Annotated in this window: 15 protein-coding genes; 7 read left to right on the top strand and 8 right to left on the bottom strand. The window is 57.5% G+C overall.

Annotated elements, in window-relative coordinates; genetic code table 11:
• Positions 1–458: 458 nt before the first annotated feature.
• The 8 genes from EDD52_RS22590 to EDD52_RS22555 form a co-directional block, all read right to left on the bottom strand.
• The gene (locus EDD52_RS22590) at positions 459–2,264 is read right to left on the bottom strand and encodes a SulP family inorganic anion transporter (protein WP_243652077.1); all 1,806 of its coding nucleotides are present in this window, start codon (positions 2,262–2,264) and stop codon (positions 459–461) included.
• A 166-nt stretch (positions 2,265–2,430) separates the two neighbouring features.
• A complete protein-coding gene (locus tag EDD52_RS22585) occupies positions 2,431–3,357 on the bottom strand; it encodes an electron transfer flavoprotein subunit alpha/FixB family protein (RefSeq protein ID WP_132248880.1) in 927 nt (308 codons plus the stop codon).
• The gene (locus EDD52_RS22580) at positions 3,357–4,115 is read right to left on the bottom strand and encodes an electron transfer flavoprotein subunit beta/FixA family protein (RefSeq protein WP_132248879.1); all 759 of its coding nucleotides are present in this window, start codon (positions 4,113–4,115) and stop codon (positions 3,357–3,359) included. The genes EDD52_RS22585 and EDD52_RS22580 overlap by 1 nt, the downstream gene beginning before the upstream one ends.
• 280 nt (positions 4,116–4,395) lie before the next feature.
• Positions 4,396–5,424 carry a TAXI family TRAP transporter solute-binding subunit gene (locus tag EDD52_RS22575; protein ID WP_132248878.1) on the bottom strand — a complete coding sequence of 343 codons (1,029 nt, stop codon included), beginning with the start codon at positions 5,422–5,424 and terminating at the stop codon, positions 4,396–4,398.
• Positions 5,425–5,426: 2 nt separating this feature from the next.
• Complete coding sequence (locus EDD52_RS22570; protein WP_165907652.1) at positions 5,427–7,319, bottom strand: TRAP transporter permease; 1,893 nt, start codon at positions 7,317–7,319, stop codon at positions 5,427–5,429.
• 295 nt (positions 7,320–7,614) lie between these two features.
• Positions 7,615–8,397: an enoyl-CoA hydratase/isomerase family protein gene (locus EDD52_RS22565; protein WP_132248876.1), complete on the bottom strand. Its 783-nt coding sequence runs from the start codon at positions 8,395–8,397 to the stop codon at positions 7,615–7,617.
• A gap of 160 nt (positions 8,398–8,557) precedes the next feature.
• A complete protein-coding gene (locus EDD52_RS22560; RefSeq protein ID WP_132248875.1) occupies positions 8,558–9,388 on the bottom strand; it encodes an IclR family transcriptional regulator in 831 nt (276 codons plus the stop codon).
• Positions 9,385–10,746 (bottom strand): CaiB/BaiF CoA transferase family protein, encoded by a 1,362-nt coding sequence (locus EDD52_RS22555; RefSeq protein ID WP_243652076.1) that lies wholly within the window; start codon positions 10,744–10,746, stop codon positions 9,385–9,387. The genes EDD52_RS22560 and EDD52_RS22555 overlap by 4 nt, the downstream gene beginning before the upstream one ends.
• On the opposite strand from EDD52_RS22555, the gene EDD52_RS22550 reads away from it, so the two are divergent.
• From EDD52_RS22550 to EDD52_RS22520, 7 genes are all read left to right on the top strand, one after another.
• The gene (locus EDD52_RS22550; protein ID WP_132248874.1) at positions 10,730–11,905 is read left to right on the top strand and encodes an acyl-CoA dehydrogenase family protein; all 1,176 of its coding nucleotides are present in this window, start codon (positions 10,730–10,732) and stop codon (positions 11,903–11,905) included. The genes EDD52_RS22555 and EDD52_RS22550 overlap by 17 nt on opposite strands.
• 10 nt (positions 11,906–11,915) lie before the next feature.
• Entirely contained in the window at positions 11,916–12,977 is a 1,062-nt protein-coding gene (locus EDD52_RS22545) for an acyl-CoA dehydrogenase family protein (RefSeq protein WP_132248873.1), read from the top strand.
• The gene (locus EDD52_RS22540) at positions 12,974–13,756 is read left to right on the top strand and encodes an oxepin-CoA hydrolase, alternative type (protein ID WP_132248872.1); all 783 of its coding nucleotides are present in this window, start codon (positions 12,974–12,976) and stop codon (positions 13,754–13,756) included. Before EDD52_RS22545 ends, EDD52_RS22540 begins: the two co-directional genes overlap by 4 nt.
• Before the next feature lie 9 nt (positions 13,757–13,765).
• Positions 13,766–14,737: an NAD(P)H-dependent flavin oxidoreductase gene (locus EDD52_RS22535; RefSeq protein WP_132248871.1), complete on the top strand. Its 972-nt coding sequence runs from the start codon at positions 13,766–13,768 to the stop codon at positions 14,735–14,737.
• A 38-nt stretch (positions 14,738–14,775) separates the two neighbouring features.
• Positions 14,776–15,954 (top strand): beta-ketothiolase BktB, encoded by a 1,179-nt coding sequence (gene bktB, locus EDD52_RS22530; RefSeq protein ID WP_132248870.1) that lies wholly within the window; start codon positions 14,776–14,778, stop codon positions 15,952–15,954.
• A gap of 8 nt (positions 15,955–15,962) precedes the next feature.
• Complete coding sequence (locus EDD52_RS22525) at positions 15,963–17,084, top strand: 3-hydroxyacyl-CoA dehydrogenase family protein (protein WP_132248869.1); 1,122 nt, start codon at positions 15,963–15,965, stop codon at positions 17,082–17,084.
• 20 nt (positions 17,085–17,104) lie between these two features.
• On the top strand, positions 17,105–17,475 hold a 371-nt coding region (locus tag EDD52_RS22520; RefSeq protein ID WP_424449939.1), incomplete at its 3' end, for an NAD(P)/FAD-dependent oxidoreductase.

Here is a 17,475-nt window from a genome sequence, read left to right as displayed (position 1 = left end):
TCTGCCGCCTTGCGGCACCGCGGCGTCGTGACCACCGGCCTGGGCAGTTGGCGTCGTCATCGCAGGTGACCGCAGGCAGCCCGAAGTCGACATTCGTTTACGGCTCAGTGCCAATTTCGCTGCGAGTGCAAAGCAATGTGGCCGACTTCCCGAAAGCAGACATCGAAACGCCCTAGCGCATCACGGGCGATTCCGCGGGGAAAACTAAGGATAGCGAAGCACAGTAAGCAACCTTTTGCAGGCCCGTCGGCGGCAAAACGCTGCGGGTCGTGTTTCCCTCCCACTAGAGATAATCAGCTCACGTAACGTTTCCTCAGTGCTTCTTCGCGAGACCGGTCACCCACTGCATTGCGAACGCTTAGGCGTAATTGACAGCGAAACCAAGCTTTTGGATCGGAAAGAAGTTAGTCGTTTTGTTAGCTTAAATTCTGTCTGACCTATTCTGAGATCCGCATCAGTCAACACCCCCTAGACGCGCCGGCTTTTGCAGAACATTCTGAAAACACCCTTTGTTTGCATGAAGCACATAATGTGCTCGGAACCGTGCCGATGGCGTATGCAATCGCGTCTCGTTTGGAGTGAAACAGGTTCTCCCTCCCCAAAGTCGCCAGTGTTCCGAACCTTTCCAGCGCCGAGATCAAGCTCGGGTAAAGAACGACGAGGAAAACTTTCCCTCCGTTCCTTTTCGCGCGCTGGATTTGCTGGTTCAAGAAATCCGCGCCAGCCAGATCGATTGACTCGATGCCTTGCAGGATCAGTACGACGGTTGTTTGATTGGGGTGGTCATTGCTAATCTTCGAAAAATCACTTTCAAGTTCGTCGACGGAACCAAAAAAGATCTGTCCTTGAACCCGGCGTATCGAAATCTTTGGACATTGCGGAAGTTTGTTAAGTTCCGCATTGCGCAGGCGCCGTTCGCCGTTGATCAACATGGGCGCGCCAACTCCGACAAACGGGTGCGAACTCGAGTAAAGAAAGAAGACCAGTGACAGAACAACTCCGACAACGATGGAATATTCCAGTTCAATGATGATGCCCACGAAGAAAGTGGCGAGAAGGATTGTGGTCTCGCGCTTGCTACGAAGAATATGCGCTATCTCAGAGAACTTGATCAGCCGCCAAGCTACGTACAGTATGATCCCCGCCATTGCCGGAACAGGGATATAGACCACAAGCGGTGCAAGCAGAAGCAAAAGAAGAAGCAACCAGACGGCGGCAAAGATTGCCGACAAAGGTGTTTGGGCACCGGATTCCGCGTTCAGGCCAGAACGTGTAAAAGACCCGGATCCCGCGTAGCAACTCAACAGACCGCCGAAGATGTTCGACAGGCCCTGCCCGACGATTTCCTGGTTTGTATCATACTTCTCCTCACGTCTGGTGGCGAAGGCGCGACCTATCGAAATCGCCTCAAGCAATCCCACGACGGCGAGAGCAATCGCCCCGGGTATCAGCTCTACAATTTGTCCAATGGAGGCCGCAGGCACATTAAAAGATGGCAGGACAGAAGGCAGGGCGGAAAACATAGTAATACCGTGATCTTCTGCCCCAAAAAACTGCCCTGCAAACCCGCCAACGGCCAGAGCGACTAGGTAAGCTGGTATATGCCGTGAAAGATGTTGGCACAAAACGATGCTGAACAGTGATGCAATCGCAATGACACAAGCGGTTGGATTTATTTGATCAGAATGTTCAACCACTTGCAGCAGGCGCTCGACCACGCTTCCTCCGCGTTCGACCTGCACCCCGAGAGCTGGCCCCAGTTGAGAGCAGGCAATGAGCAAGGCGGCTGCCGCAGTGAAGCCGACGATCACCGAGTGAGAAATGAAGGAAATCAGGCCGCCAAGGCGTGCGACCCCGGCGGCGACTTGCAGCAGCCCTATCAGTATGGTTAGCGCCAGCGCCAGCGCCAGAAAGACTTCGCTTTCGGGCGCAGCGACCGGACTGAGTGTCGCAAACAACAAGGCGGAGATTGCGGTCGTCGGCCCTGAAACCATTACCATCGATGAGCCCCAGAATCCGGCCACGACAGCTGTGATCATCGCTGTGTATAGCCCATATTGAGGCGGCAATCCCGCGACCATAGCGAAGGCGACCCCCTGCGGCATCACGATCGCGGCGTTTGTCAATGCAGCTATGGCATCTGCGCGAAGGGTTCGGCGGGTGACACGATTCATCCATGGACGCATGGGTGAAAACAGGTGGCCCTGCCTGCGCAGAGTTTTCTTCAAGTCGAAGGCTGGGCTACTTTTGAGGTATGTCGTCAAACGCCTTCTTCCTGAGTGGGGCCGCCGGTACTATTGCTTTGGTGCGGGATGAATCGGACAAGCGCTTTGCTCAAAATGGCAAAGTCGCACCAATGAGGTGATTTTCGCCATGAGTTTTCGCAATATCGCCGATCAGCCGTGTGGCTGATCGGTCGGTGGGGCGCTTTCATAACTTTTCGGTCAGTTCCGGGACAGCGTCGAAGAGGTCTGCCACGAGGCCGAAGTCGGCGACCTGGAAGATCGGGGCTTCTTCGTCCTTGTTGATGGCGACGATGACCTTGGAATCCTTCATGCCTGCCAGATGCTGGATCGCGCCCGAGATGCCGATTGCGATGTAGAGCTCTGGTGCGACGACCTTACCGGTCTGTCCGACCTGCCAGTCATTCGGGGCAAACCCGCTGTCGACCGCTGCGCGCGATGCGCCAACGGCGGCACCCAGCTTGTCTGCCAGCGCCTCGATCATCGCGAAGTTCTCTTCCGATCCGACACCGCGCCCGCCGGAGACCACGACACCGGCCGAGGTGAGCTCCGGACGGTCGCTTGCAGCGACCTTGTCCTCGACCCATTCGGACAGGCCGGGGTTTTCGGTTGCCGAGATCGTCTCGACCGGGGCAGCAGCTTGTTCTCCGGCTGCGTCAAAGGTCGACGTGCGGAACGAAATCACCTTCGTCGCGTCCGAAGATTTGACCGTCTGGATCGCGTTGCCCGCATAGATGGGGCGTTCGAAAGTTGCGCCATCAACAACACCCGACACATCGGTCAGCACCATGACATCCAGCAAGGCGGCAACGCGGGGCAGGATGTTTTTCGCATCCGTCGTTGCAGGTGCCACGATATGTTCATAATCGCCTGCAAGGCTGACGATCAGCGCGGCAGTCGCTTCCGCCAGACGGTGGCCAAGGCCCGCATCCTCGGCGCACAGCACCTTGGAAACACCGTCGATCTTGGCCGCTGCTTCTGCTGCGGCTGCGGCGGTTGCGCCGACACAAAGCGCGGTCACATCGCCAAGCGATTTGGCGGCTGCGACAGCCTTGGCGGTGGCGTCCAGCGCCAGTTCACCATCATTCACTTCGGCAAGGAGAAGAACAGCCATTACACAGCCCCCGCTTCTTTGAGTTTCGCGACAAGCTCGTCGACCGAGCCAACCTTGATGCCCGCAGCGCGTTCCGCCGGTTCGGAAGTCTTGACGACTTCGAGACGCCGAGAAACATCGACGCCGTAGTCAGCGGCGGTCTTCTCGTCCATCGGCTTTTTCTTGGCCTTCATGATGTTGGGCAGCGACGCGTAGCGCGGCTCGTTCAGGCGCAGGTCAACGGTGACAATCGCAGGCATCTTGACCTTGATCGTCTGGAGGCCACCATCGACTTCGCGTGTCACGGTTGCCGCGTCGCCTTCGATGTCCAGCTTCGAGGCGAAGGTTGCCTGCGACCAGCCCAGCAGCGCCGAGACCATCTGGCCGGTGGCGTTCATGTCATTGTCGATCGCCTGCTTGCCGCACAGCACGAGGCCGGGCTGCTCTTCTTCGACGATTTTCGCCAGGATCTTGGCAACGGCGAGCGGTTCGATATCGGTGTGCACGTCATCGGCGGCAATCACCAGAATGGCCCGGTCCGCGCCCATCGCCAGCGCTGTGCGCAGCGTTTCCTGGCTTTGCTTGACGCCGATGCTGACCGCGACGATCTCGTCTGCCTTGCCCGCTTCCTTGAGGCGGATCGCCTCTTCAACGGCAATCTCGTCGAACGGGTTCATCGACATCTTCACATTGGCAAGATCGACACCCGAACCGTCCGCTTTCACACGAACTTTCACGTTGTAGTCGATCACACGCTTGACCGGCACAAGGACCTTCATCGGCGTAACTCTCCCTAAAATTTGTTGAACAAGGCCCGAGTTACAAAAGCCGAGACACTCGAAGGTTTCTTCAACGGCTCGAACTTGGGCAACATCCGGTCGGTTTTCCTTTGTTCAGCTCAGCCGTGGTTTGACCAACGAGTATCATCGTTTCGACGGATACCGTTTTGTCGGACCTGGCTGCTTGGGCTGGTAAGGGGAACCATCCCCATGCTTGGAAACCAAGATGGGGACGATCCAGATCGCGTCTTACCGAAAACACCGGGCATCGCTGTTCTTGTTACTTCGCTTCCGGTGGAATCAGATCTTCAGGGATATCGATGCCCACTGACTTGTAGTATTTGTACGCGCCAATGTGCAGCGGTGCGTTCATTTGCGACAAGGCGTTTTCCGGGGTGATGACCTGCATCCATTGTGCCGCCGCAACCAGATCGTCACGGTTCTCGAAGATCGCCTTGGTGATGTTGTAGCCATCTTCCTCGGAGACCCATTTGTTCGTGCTCAGCCCGACAATCGTGTTCACCAGGCGCACAGGTTTTTCGTTGGTGAGCCCGCTGTAGGAATCCGGTGCGAGCAACGTGAACTCGCGACCCGGAACGTTAAAGGCCCTTTGGATGGCTTCGCTTTCCACCTTGTCATCCGGGATGCCGAGAACCCGGAAATTGCCAAGAGCCGACAACTGCTGAAGCTCCGCGCTCGGGACAGGAGCGGCGGTAAAATAGACGTCGATCTGGTGATCCTGAAAGGCCTGCTCGGCAGACGACCAGTCAACGCTAATGGCCTCGAAATCGGTGCCGGCCTCGTAGCCGGTCACGCCAGTAATGATCTGCCCAATGGTCGCGCGGGCCGCGCCGGACGGTGGGCCGATGAAGACCTTTTTGCCTTTGATCTCTTCAAGCGACGTGATGCCTGAGTCTTCCCAAACGATAGCGTGATAGGCGCCAAACGGATAGTTCAAGATGCTGCGCAGGTTCCCAAACAATTCTGGCGCGTTTGGCATATCCTTGTACATGCGCGTTCCGTCCCGAAGAAAGCCATTAACCGACACCGCCGACACGAACAGATCCAGCTGCTGATTTGCCGCTTCGACGGCTTGGCGGGTGGCTGGAGACCCTGTCGAGAGCTGGGTAGAGTAGCCGTACTCTTCTTTCAGGATCTGTGTGACGGCGATCGAGAAGACGGTTGTGGGCGACGATTGACCGAGCGATGCCATGCGCAAAGACTTGCCCTGAGCGTGGGCGGCGCTGCCCAAGGTCAGGGCCGCCACGGCCACGGCCAAAGCGCCGCTTCTGATGTGTTGTTTAAACATGTTTAGGTCTCCTCCGGTGAATGTTCAGTGGTTTTGACAAACATCGCCGTCTCTGCGAGGCGTGGGCTTTTGTGAATGGCGAGAAGCCCGACAGCGGCAAGGATGCAAAGGTATTGCAGTTCCGGGATCTGGATGATCAGGCCGACGGCGAGGGCGATCCTGACCGCGCGGCCAAATAGGCTCAGGCGTTCGCCAGCATACCCGGCCGCTCCTGTGTTGAGCATCCAGATTGCGAGCGACAATGCGGTGCATACGCGGATGAAGCTGAGCAGTTCAAAGTCAAGGACTAGCAGCAGCGACGGTTCATAAATGAAGATGAACGGGATGATGAAGCCGACGATGGCCAATCTGACCGCCACGAAGGCTGTACGCATTGGGTTCGAACCCGCGATGGGAGCTGCAGCGAATGCGCCGATGGCTACAGGCGGGGTGATCGCCGAGAGCACGCCAAAATAAAGGACGAACATATGAACAGCCAGCAGATCGGCGCCGAGATTGGTGACGACCGGTCCCAGCACCAGCACGATGATGATGTAGGCTGGCAGCGTCGGCATCCCCATCCCCAGAACAAGGCAGGCAAAGGCGGTGATGATCAGTGACCACAGGAGAGATTCCTCGCTCAGCGACGAGATCATCGAGGCAAAGCTGAGACCCACGCCCGTCAGGTTCATGACACCCAGAATGATACCGATACAACCGACCGCGACCAGGATCGAGGCACAGGCGATACCCGCCTTGACAGCGATGTCCCAATAAAGATTGAGGCTGGAACGGTTCTTTTTCCGGAACAGCCCAAGAGCCAGGGCGAGTGTTACGGCAACAAGGCCCGCCATCGTCGGCGAGCGCCCCAACAGCAGCACAATGATGATCGACACGATCGGCAGCAGGAATTGCAATGAGGCGATGTAATCGGCCCGGGTCAGCGTGATCCGCTCGCTTTCGGGAATCGGCTGGATACCCGCAGCGTTCGCATCGACCGAAACCGCAGCGAAGAGCGATCCATAGTAAAAGAGAGCGGGAACCAGTGCAGCGAGCGCAATGGTCGTGTATGGCTCGCCCGTCAGATCGGCCATCATGAATGCGGCAGCCCCCATGACCGGCGGCATGATCTGCCCGCCAGTTGAAGCAGCGGCTTCGATCCCGCCTGCTGTGGCAGCCGGGAACCCGCGCCGTTTTATCATCGGAATGGTAAAGCTGCCCGAGCCGACCACGTTGGCCGTGACGCTGCCCGACATCGAACCGAGCAACGCGCTTGCCACAACGGCTGAGTGGGCGGGTCCGCCTCGGGTTTTGCCGGTCAGTGCGACTGACACTCGGATCAGCGTATCACTCGCCCCGGTGCCTTCAAGGACCACACCGAAGACGACGAAGATAAGCACGACCCGAATGACAACACTTGTCGGTGATCCGAAAACACCTTGGTAGCCGTACCAGATTGTATCCATCGCGCGGTCCAGGCTGATGCCAGGATGGTTCAGGAAACCCGGCAGGGAATTGCCAAAGAAGCAGTAGACCAAGGTCAGGATGGCGATTACGACAATCGGCAACCCGAAGAGCCGCCGGGTGGCTTCTAGCAGGACTGCGATTCCGCCGAGCGACAGCCAGAGATCGAAGCTGGAGAAGAAGTACAGCGTCTGCTCCATCAGATACGCGACCTGAGTGAAACGGATGCAGGCGGCGACGATCATGGCGATCATCAACCAGTCAAACACCAGTCCGGCGGCCCTTACCGCGGAGGAATGGTGTTCGTATGGGTCAATCGTCGGCTTGGTGATGAGGACGATAACAATCGCGGCGCCCACCAGCATGTTGAGGCCATAGGCGATGTTCCATGGGCCGAAGTACGCCACGTAGATCGACTGGATCGAGACAAAGGCCGCGATGACCCAAGCCATGTACAGGGCGATGTTTGTTATCGAAAGAGATCTTTGCATAGGTCGTCTACCATCTGCTTGAAATGTTTGGGCATCGGAAGTTGCACAACATTGGCGCTAGGGCCGTGAATAGCACTGCCTGCCGTATTGGGGCGCTCACTGCCGAATCCCGGAACTGCGGTGACTACCTATCGTCAGATGATACATTTTTCCCCTCCCGTTCGCTATATGCACAGATAGATACTATATGTTCAATATAATGCAACAAAAATCGCTGATGTTAGATTTTTGGCATTTGAGCCACAAGCCGCCTGCCTCACGCGCCCCTGAAACTTGGCTTTTGCTTTGACAGAAAGGCTTCTATTCCGGTCTGTCCGTCATCCGTGCGCATCATTTCAGCAATCGAGCGGGTTTCCTTATCGAGCTGGGTTTCAAGGCTCTCGCTGTAGGCTGTATCGAGCAAACGCTTTGCGCCACCGAAGGCCCTCGTCGGACCTGATGCCAATTCGGTGGCGAGTTTGCGGGCGTCAGCAATCATCTGCCCAGATGCAACCACACGCGTAACCAAGCCCCACTTGCAAGCCTCCTGCGCACTGAGCACGCGATTGGTGAGGATCAATTCCTTGGCGCGCAGCAGGCCGATGTGTTTGGCGAGATAATATGTCAGCGAGCCATCCGGTGAGAGACCGGAGGCTGTGTAGGCCGACACAAATCTGGCGTGCTCCGACGCCAGAACAATATCTGCCGCCAGCGCCATGGAAAAACCGGCGCCGCCAGCCGAACCGTTGACAGCACTTATCAACGGCGCGTCCATATGTGCAAATCGCGAAATTGCCGCATGGACCATCGTGGCCATTCGCGTCACGTGTTCAGCTTTGTTCTTTGCGCGTGAGAATTCGCTAAGATCGCCGCCGACATTGAAGGTTTTGCCTGTCCCGGTCAGAATGACCGCGCGCGCGCCTTCCGTCTCGCAGCGGCAGGCAGCATCGAACAATTCGTCGCACATCCGCGCATTCAACGCTGTAGCGCTGGCGTTTCGGGTCATGACGATCTCGGCCACGTCATTTTCCAGTGACCACAGAAGCGTTTCGTAGGCCATGTGTTAATTTCCTGCCTGTTGCTTCGAGATATTGGGATCAAACACTGTGCCAACACCGTGCGACTTCCACTCGATAATTGACGTGAGTTTTGGGGGCAGTCGTTTTCGGGCTAGCCGAATTGACTGCAAAATGGTGCTCAGTCTCAGCGAGACTGGACGTTTAGTCTCGTTTAAAGAGCCCTTTGGCCCTCAACGCTTCGGCCACATGTGCCAAGCGAGGTCCGATGCTAGTTTCGAACTTGTCTTCAACAACACGATAGCTCGGCATGCCGCAGGCCATTGCAACCAACAGGCCGTCCTCTGTTTTCCCCAACGGGGTCGCGGCTGCTACAATGCTGGATCGCCACTCACCGTAAGAAACGCAAAAACCCTCGCTCCTGCAGCGAGCGATGCCTTTGCGGGTTAGCTCTCGCGACTCGTCAGACACTTCCGTGTCCAGCCCATCCAAATGCTGCAATTTCGCGTTTAGCTCAGGCTCATCCAAGAGAGATAATAGCGCCCGACCTGTAGAGGACCGAAGCAGCGGTCCATTCAAACCGATTTCGGGGACGTGCGGGTACTGATCCTTTACTCCAACTGTCTTGATCTGCACGAACTTGTCATCGGACATGATCGACAGCGTCATTGAACCACCGGTCAATTCGGCGACTTCTTCCATCACGTCGGTGGCTTCATGCCGCCAAGGCATCGCGGCCAACAGCGGATAAATGAGAGTCAACAAGTTGGGCGCCAGTCGAAACGTGCCATTGTCGTCGCGTCGCAAGTAGCCTACGTGCAACAGAGTTTTGCAAAGCCGCGAGACCGCAGGTCTGTTCATGTCTAACCTGCGGGCCAGTTCAGCATTGCTGAGGGCGGCGTCTTTGTCAGTGAAGCATTGAAGCACCTCGAGACCACGTATCAACGTCGTCGAAAGGGTTGATGCTTCGGTCTGGCCCAATTTGCTTGTTCCCTGCTCGCATAGCGTCGCTTGAACGTCAGTATGTTCAATCATATGACGCCTCTCTTCTTCAAGTCGATCAACGACTCTTCGTCAAGCCCCATAAGCTCGCCGTACACCGCCTGGTTATGCGCGCCCATGCCCTTGGCGGCCCAGCGAATCTCGCCAGGGCTGTTACGGAAGCGGGGTACGAGGTTCTGCATCTTGACGGTGCCAAAATCGTCATCCGCGACCTCGGTGATGGCGTCGCGCGCAATGAAATGCGGATCCTCGAACATCTGGTCAATCGAATAGATGGGCGCAATGGTGCCGCTGGCGGCCCGGAAAGTAGCAACGACCTCGTCCTGCGTGTGCGCTCCGATCCAGCCGCCAAAAATGCGGTCCAGTTCGGCCGAGTTCTTTACGCGTGCGGGGTTTGTCGCAAAGCGTTCTTCCTGGATCAGTTCGGGTCGCCCGATTGCTGCGGCATTATTTTGAAAGATACGGTTGGTGCTGCCGGACAACGACACGTAACGTTTGTCACTTGTCATGTAGACACTCGCAGGCGCGGAGTATTGGTTGCGGTTTCCGCTTCTCTGATGCACTTGGCCGAGTTGATCATACTCGATAGCCAGAAACTCCAGAATCCGGAACGTCGCCTCGGTCAGCGAAACGTCGATCTCTTCGCCCTTTCCGTTGTTACGCTCACGGTTCAGGAGCGCGGTGACGGCCGCAAAGGCGCCGAACAGCCCGCCAATCGGGTCGCCCAGCGGATAGCCAGTGTGCATCGGCGGGCGATCTTCGTCTCCTGTTATATGTGTCAGGCCGCCCATAGCTTCGAAGATGCGCGCGAAGCCCGGCAACTTTGCGTATGGGCCGTCCTGACCGAACCCGCTTACTCTGAGCACGACAAGGCCGGGATTCGCCTCCCATAGCGTATCGATATCGAGCCCCCATCGATCCAATGTGCCAGGCCTGAAGTTCTCTACAACCACATCCGCTTCGGCCACCATCTTCAGAAACAGCTCGCGCCCGTCTGGCTTGCGAAGGTCGAGAGTGGCGAAGTACTTGCCGCGATTCGTCACTTTCCACCAAAGCGGCTTGTCATCCTTCAGCGGAGGAAAGCCACGCAGGCCGTCGCCGATGCCGGGCAATTCGACCTTGATCACCTCAGCGCCAAAATCGGCCATCAATGTCGCCGCCATGGGGCCGGCAATAACGGTAGAGATATCCAAGACACGGATGCCGGATAGCGGCCCTTTGCCTGAGTTTTTCAGCATGGTGGGAGCTCCTATAGTGCGGATGGCTTCGTAAAGTGTTTCATTATTTATAACGAAACAAAAAAACATGTCAAATAGTGTTGCAATAATAATAGATTGTTGTATCAGAAGGGGCAGGCACATAGTGAGGCAAAAAATGGATTTCAGTTTCACACCTGAGGAAAACAGCTTTCGCGAAGAGGTTCGCGCGTTCATGGCTGCAGAGTTGCCGCAAGACATCCGCGACACGCATTTCGGCTTTCGTCGGCATACGTGGGAGCAGATGTTTCGCTGGCACAAGATCGTCGCTGCCAAAGGCTGGGTCGCGCCCTATTGGCCGGTTGAATACGGCGGCACGGGTTGGACGCCGGTCCAGCAGTACATTTTCGATGAAGAAGCGATGCTGGCCGGCGCGCCAAGGCTGAGGCCTTTCGGCCTGAAGATGATAGGGCCGGTTCTGATCCGCTATGGATCTGACGAACAGAAGGCACATTTCCTGCCGCGCATCTTGTCTGGCGAAGACTACTGGTGTCAGGGGTTCTCCGAGCCGGGAGCGGGGTCGGACCTGGCAAGCCTCAAGACACGTGCGGTACGCGATGGTGACATTTACAAGGTGAACGGACAGAAAACGTGGACCACGACAGGTCAGCACGCGAATTGGATGTTTACGCTCGTTCGGACCGATCCCACTGCCGAAAAACCACAGCAAGGCATCTCGCTTCTATTGATCGACATGAACTTGCCCGGGGTCGAAGTGCGCCCGATCATTACGATCGATGGCGATCACCATGTGAACGAAGTGTTTCTCAATGACGTCGAGGTGCCGGCCAGCATGCTCGTCGGTGAAGAGAACAAGGCTTGGACTTATGCGAAATTCCTGTTGGGGAACGAGCGTGTTGGCATCGCCAATGTCGGGCAGAACAAGGCGGAGCTGCGTCTGCTCCGCTTGCTTGCGCTGAAACGGCAGCGCAATGGCGGGCCACTGATCGAGGATCCGGTATTCGCGGCGAAGCTTGCCGATCTGGAAACGGATTTCATGGCGTTGGAAATCACCAATCTTCGGATGCTTTCGTCCATCAAGCCGGGCGGGGATTCCGCCGAACTGGCACCGTTCCTGAAGCTGCGGGGCAGCGAAATTCAGCAGCGCACCAACGAACTGGCAATGGAAGCGGCAGGTCCGCGCGCGGCCGTTTGGGAAAAAGAAAATTCGGGCGACGCTGTTTTGGACCGCTATGGCACGCACGGTTGGTTGTTGTCGCGGGCGTTCACGATCTTCGGTGGTTCCAGCGAAGTGATGAAAAACATCGTCGCCAAACAGACACTCAGGCTTTGAAGGACCCGTCATGGATTTTGATCTGACAGATGAACAGCGGATGATTGCGGACACGGTTACTGATGTCATGCGCGACGCAGACGGTACGGCGGTTTGGCAATCTTTGGTTGAGTCAGGCCTTCTGGGCATGACCTATTCCGAGGATGACGGCGGTGCCGGACTTGGGGTGTTGACCCTGGCGCCGGCGCTTGTCGCGATGGGCCATGGCAAGGATAGCCTGCCTATCGTAGGCGCGGCGGTCCTGCCCGGATTGCTGACTTCGCGTTGCGAATTACCGAATTTTGACGCATCTTCGGCGTTGGAAAACGCTGTGCCCGTTGCTGTCGCACTGCCCGAGAACTCCGCCGGACTACGTACAGAAAACGGCGTGTTGAACGGGACCGTGCAAACGGTTCTTGGGGGTGCGGAAGCGCAGGTGCTGCTTTTGTGTCTAGAAAGCGCAAACGGGTCTGCCTGTGGTTCGGTCGAACTGACTGGCGAAGGCGTCACGGTCACGCAGCTTCCGTTGCTCGACGGGCAGATTGCGGCCGATATCACGTTCGATAATGTTGCGGTCTCGCTGTCGCAGGCAAGCGAGGATCTGACCGGTTGGATGAGCGATGTTGCTGCGGTGTGCCTTTGTGCAATTGCCTTGGGTGCGGGGCAGGCAATGCGGGAGTTGACGCGGGATTATCTTACGACACGTAAACAGTTCGGCAGACCCATCGGCAGTTTTCAGGTGTTGCAGCACGAAATGGTCGATGTGTTCCATGAAACCGAACACTTTGAATCGCTCGTCTTGGCTGCCGCCAGTGCCTGTGACGCGGACGATGCGGAGGCGCGCCAGAAAATCGTCTCGGCGTTGAAACGCTACTGCGGCACGCGCATGCGCGATGCGGCCAGTGCCTGCATCCAGATGCATGGCGGCATTGGCACCACCGAAGAGTACGAACTCGACAGGTTGGTCAAGCGTATCCTGATGGCCGACATGCTGTTCGGCACCGTCGACATACATACGAACCGATTGGGGCAGTTGATCGCCAAAGCTGCGCGGAAAGAAGCAGAGACTTTCGGCTTGGAGATCCCGGCGTGACGGAAGTTGTTTCTCACAGCCAGGGCGGCATCCTCGCGTTGACGCTAAATGGTCCGGACAGCCGGAACTCGATCAACCCAGAGATTTATCGCACCGTGCGTGACCACGTCGTCAACGCGGGAGATGACCCCGACACACGGGCGGTTGTCATTACCGGGGCGGGCGGCTTTTTCAGTTCGGGCGGCAACGTTAACGCCCTGAAAAATAGTGCCGGTGGACCTTTATCTGCGGTCAATGCAAATACCGATTACCTCAATGCGATGATCCGGGCGATTGTAGATTGTCCGACGCCTGTAATCGCCGCCGTCGAGGGTGGCGCGGCAGGTGCGGGCGTTGCCCTTGCGCTAAGCTGCGACATGATCGTGGCCGAGGCCGAAGCAAAATTTACTGCAGCCTATGTGCGTGTCGGTCTCAGCCCCGATGGTGGCGTGACGCATTTCCTGCGCTCGGCGATGCCCCGGCAGTTGGTGAACGAGCTTTGTATTCTGGGCCGTCCAATCACGGCTGAACGTCTGGCGCAATTCGGCATCGTGAACGAGGTAACCGTGCCGGGCCAAGCATTGGACAGCGCCATGGCTCTGGCGGGCAAGGTCGCGGCGGGCCCGCCATCGGCCATCCGCTCGGTCAAGCATCTGGTCAACATCGCCGCCGATACCGAACTTTGCACCCATCTCTGGGCCGAAGCAGACCATATCAACAAGGCAAGGTTCGGCCCAGAGGCCGCAGAGGGTCTTTCGGCCTTTCTGGAAAAGCGCAAACCCGACTTTCGCAAGATCTGAGGCACCGTGATGACAATTCCAATTCAACTTCAATCTCTCCGCCTGCCATTGATCGCAGCCCCGATGTACATCGTGTCGAACCCAGATTTGGTGATCGCGCAATGTCAGGCCGGGATCGTCGGCAGTGTACCCGCCCTGAACGCGCGGGACATAGACGGCGAGGGCATCGTTCTGGAGGTCTGGCTAAAGCGCATCACCGAAGAACTGGACGCTTGGAACCAAGCCAACCCTGACACCCCGGCGGCGCCGTTTGCGGTCAACCAGATTGTCCACAAGTCGAACGAGCGGCTAGAGCGCGACATCGAGATTTGCGCCAGATGGAAAGTGCCGATCTGGATCACTTCGCTAGGCGCGCGGGAAGACGTGAATACGGCGGCCCATGACGCAGGCGCGATTGTCTTGCACGATATCATCAGCGACCGCTTCGCGCGCAAGGCAATTGAAAAGGGCGCCGATGGTCTGATTGCTGTTGCGGCCGGGGCCGGAGGCCACACGGGGGCGCAGTCGCCCTTCGCCCTGATCCAGGAAATCCGGCAGTGGTTTGACGGGCCGCTTGTTTTGTCCGGCGCGATTGCATCTGGCGCATCCTTGCTCGGGGCGCAGGCGGCTGGGGCGGACTTTGGCTATATGGGGACTCCCTTCATTGCAACGAAAGAGGCCAGCGCACCGCCTGCATATCAGGACATGCTCTGCCGCGCGCAGGCCCAAGACATCGTCACCACTGCTGCGGTCACCGGTGTGAATGGCAACTATCTGTCCGAGTCGCTCGCGAAAACCGGCGTTGATCCCAGCACGACGGGTCAGTTGTCGCTCTTGGGAGACAAGAGCAATTCGGGACCTAAGCCTTGGCGTGATATCTGGAGCGCTGGCCAGGGTGTCGGTTCGATTACAGATGTCGTCCCAACCAAGGACCTGATCGGGCGCATCGCGCGGGAATATGACGCGGCGAAGATGCGTCTTTCGGAAGTCACAGGCCGCTGACGCCAAAACACGATCGCCAGGCGATTGGAGGGAATACCATGCAGGAAGTTGTCATAGTCTCCGCAGCTCGGACCGCTATCGGGAGTTTTGGCGGATCGCTCAAGGATTTGTCGCCCACAGAGCTTGGGGTGATCACGGCAGAGGCCGCAATTGCGCGAAGCGGCCTTGAACCCGCTGACGTGCAACAATCGTACTACGGCAACGTGGTTCACACCGAACCTCGGGATATGTACCTCGCGCGCACGATCTCGGTTGAGGCAGGCGTTCCAAACGCGTCCGCCGCGCTGACCGTGAACCGTCTTTGTGGCAGCGGGCTGCAAGCGATCATCTCGGGTATCCAGACGCTTGCCCTTGGCGACGCCGACATTGTGTTGGCGGGTGGCGCCGAGAATATGAGCCGGGGCGGCTACTTGATACCTTCGGCCCGCTGGGGCCAGAAGATGGGCGATGTTCAGGCCATCGACATGATGATTGCCGTGTTGAACGACCCCTTTGGCCACGGTCACATGGGGATCACGGCTGAGAATGTCGCCGACAAATTCGGCATATCGCGCGAGCAGCAAGATGCCTTTGCCGTTGAAAGCCATCGACGCGCTGCGGCCGCCATCGAGGCCGGGCATTTTGATGATCAGATTGTCCCTGTTTCGATCACGACGCGCAAAGGCACAATCGAATTCAAGACAGATGAACATGTGCGCGGCGATGCCTCGGTCGAGCGCATGGCAAGCCTGCGGCCGGCTTTCAAAAAGGACGGGAAAGTCACCGCCGGGAATGCCTCGGGTATCAATGATGGTGCGGCATCGCTTGTCTTGATGACCGCAGACGAGGCCGCGCGCCGAAATTTGAAGCCAATGGCCAAAGTGCTGTCCTATGGCCATGCGGGTGTTGACCCGCACGTCATGGGAATTGGCCCTGTTCCAGCCATGCAAATTGCGCTGTGCAAGGCTGGCCTTTCGGTAGGCGATCTGAACCTCGTGGAATCCAACGAAGCCTTTGCGTCGCAGGCCTGTGCCGTAACCGCCGAGCTTGGATTGGACCCTGCAATTGTGAATCCCAACGGCGGGGCGGTGGCCTTGGGGCATCCGGTCGGGGCCAGCGGTGCCATCATCACAACAAAGCTGCTTCATGAAATGAAGCGCCGGGAGGCTCGGATCGGAGCGGCAACGATGTGCATTGGCGGCGGGCAAGGTATTGCCTTGATCGTGAAAAACATCTGAGGCGACTGGTGCGCGATCTGCGTATGCGTTCGCGCAGCCCTTCCTTGGGGGCGCCAGCTTTGATCTCCGGAAATCTGATGTCTTCGAAAATGACAGGTTCGAACAAGGGAAACCGTATGCTTAGGCAAATTGCTATTATTGGGGCTGGAACCATGGGGACCGGCATCGCCGTCAACGCGGCCATGAACGGGGTGTCAGTAATCCTGCTGGATACCAGCACTCAGTCGTTGGTGCGAGCCACACCAAGAATGCGTAAGATGTTGGACCGCCACTGTGCAAAGGGACGGCTCAGCAATCAGGAAAACAACGATAGCCTGGCCCGCATCGCGGTGACATCGAAACTGGAAACCGTCCGCTCCGCACCTCTTGTCATCGAAGCGGTGTATGAAAACTTCGACGTCAAGACCGAGCTTTTGACCCGACTTGGCCTCATTTGCGCGGAGGACGCCGTCATTGCGACAAATACAAGCGCCTTGCAGGTTTCCGCTCTTGCCAAAGTCGTTCGAAATCCTGGCCGGTTCCTTGGCATGCACTATTTTTCGCCGGCAGACAGCTCGCCTGTGGTCGAGCTTATTCAGGGCGATCAGACGAGCGCGGAAGCGATTGATTGTGCCAAAGAATTTCTTGTTCGCACCAAGCGGGATATTCTTGTGTGCAAGGATTCACCCGGCTTTGCGATCAATCGTTTCTTCGTACCCTTCCTGAACGCGGCCGCGCAGGCCGTCGACGCCGGGCTAGGCACTGTTGGGCAGATCAATGCGCTTGGCCGGGAACTGACGGGCTGTCCGATCGGACCTTTTGAAGTCATGAACTTCATCAAGCCGGAAATCGTCTTGCACGCACAATGCAATCTCGGTGCGTTGGGGGATTTCTACCAACCAGCCGTCGGCCTCGCTCGCTTGGTTGAAAAGGGTGAACAATGGCAGATCGAAGACGAACCAGTGCGCTTGGAGGATGCTGAGAAAGGACGCCGCGCCTTGCAACGCGGCATTCTGATACCGGCAGTTGCATTGCGCGAAGAAGGCGTGGCCCACCCGGCTGACATCGACCGATGTGCCAAATCAGCTTTGAAGTGGGCAAACGGCCCTTTCAGTGCTGATTGGGCGGAGACCGGTGAGGTTTCGCCGTGAGTGATTTTCAACGCGAAGCGATGGAATATGACGTGGTGATCGTGGGGGCGGGGCCTGCCGGTCTGTCGGCAGCGATCCGCCTGAAACAGTTGGATGCTGATTTACAGGTCGTCGTGCTGGAAAAAGGCTCTGAGGTGGGCGCACATATTCTGTCAGGCGCCGTTCTGGACCCTTGCGGACTGGACGCCTTGATGCCGGACTGGAAGGAAAAAGGCGCCCCGATCACCGTGCCCGTCCGCGAGGATCGTTTCTACATGCTGGGCGAGGCGGGCAGCCTGCGTATTCCCAACTTCCCAATGCCGCCGCTGATGAACAATCACGGCAACTACATCGTCTCGATGGGCAATGTCTGTCGCTGGATGGCCGAACAGGCCGAGGAAATGGGTGTCGA

Origin of the sequence: Primorskyibacter sedentarius (genome assembly GCF_004342065.1) — a bacterium.
GTDB lineage: Bacteria > Pseudomonadota > Alphaproteobacteria > Rhodobacterales > Rhodobacteraceae > Primorskyibacter > Primorskyibacter sedentarius.
This window is presented reverse-complemented; position numbering and strand designations above follow the sequence as displayed.

Excerpts from the sequence above, each read along its gene's own strand:
- EDD52_RS22570 (WP_165907652.1), bottom strand. The coding sequence starts at position 7,319 with ATGGCTTGGGTCATCGCGGCCTTTGTCTCGATCCAGTCGATCTACGTG.
- EDD52_RS22535 (WP_132248871.1), top strand. The coding sequence starts at position 13,766 with ATGACAATTCCAATTCAACTTCAATCTCTCCGCCTGCCATTGATCGCA.
- EDD52_RS22565 (WP_132248876.1), bottom strand. The coding sequence starts at position 8,397 with ATGGCCTACGAAACGCTTCTGTGGTCACTGGAAAATGACGTGGCCGAG.
- EDD52_RS22560 (WP_132248875.1), bottom strand. The coding sequence starts at position 9,388 with ATGATTGAACATACTGACGTTCAAGCGACGCTATGCGAGCAGGGAACA.
- EDD52_RS22580 (WP_132248879.1), bottom strand. The coding sequence starts at position 4,115 with ATGAAGGTCCTTGTGCCGGTCAAGCGTGTGATCGACTACAACGTGAAA.
- EDD52_RS22550 (WP_132248874.1), top strand. The coding sequence starts at position 10,730 with ATGGATTTCAGTTTCACACCTGAGGAAAACAGCTTTCGCGAAGAGGTT.
- EDD52_RS22585 (WP_132248880.1), bottom strand. The coding sequence starts at position 3,357 with ATGGCTGTTCTTCTCCTTGCCGAAGTGAATGATGGTGAACTGGCGCTG.
- EDD52_RS22545 (WP_132248873.1), top strand. The coding sequence starts at position 11,916 with ATGGATTTTGATCTGACAGATGAACAGCGGATGATTGCGGACACGGTT.
- bktB (WP_132248870.1), top strand. The coding sequence starts at position 14,776 with ATGCAGGAAGTTGTCATAGTCTCCGCAGCTCGGACCGCTATCGGGAGT.
- EDD52_RS22575 (WP_132248878.1), bottom strand. The coding sequence starts at position 5,424 with ATGTTTAAACAACACATCAGAAGCGGCGCTTTGGCCGTGGCCGTGGCG.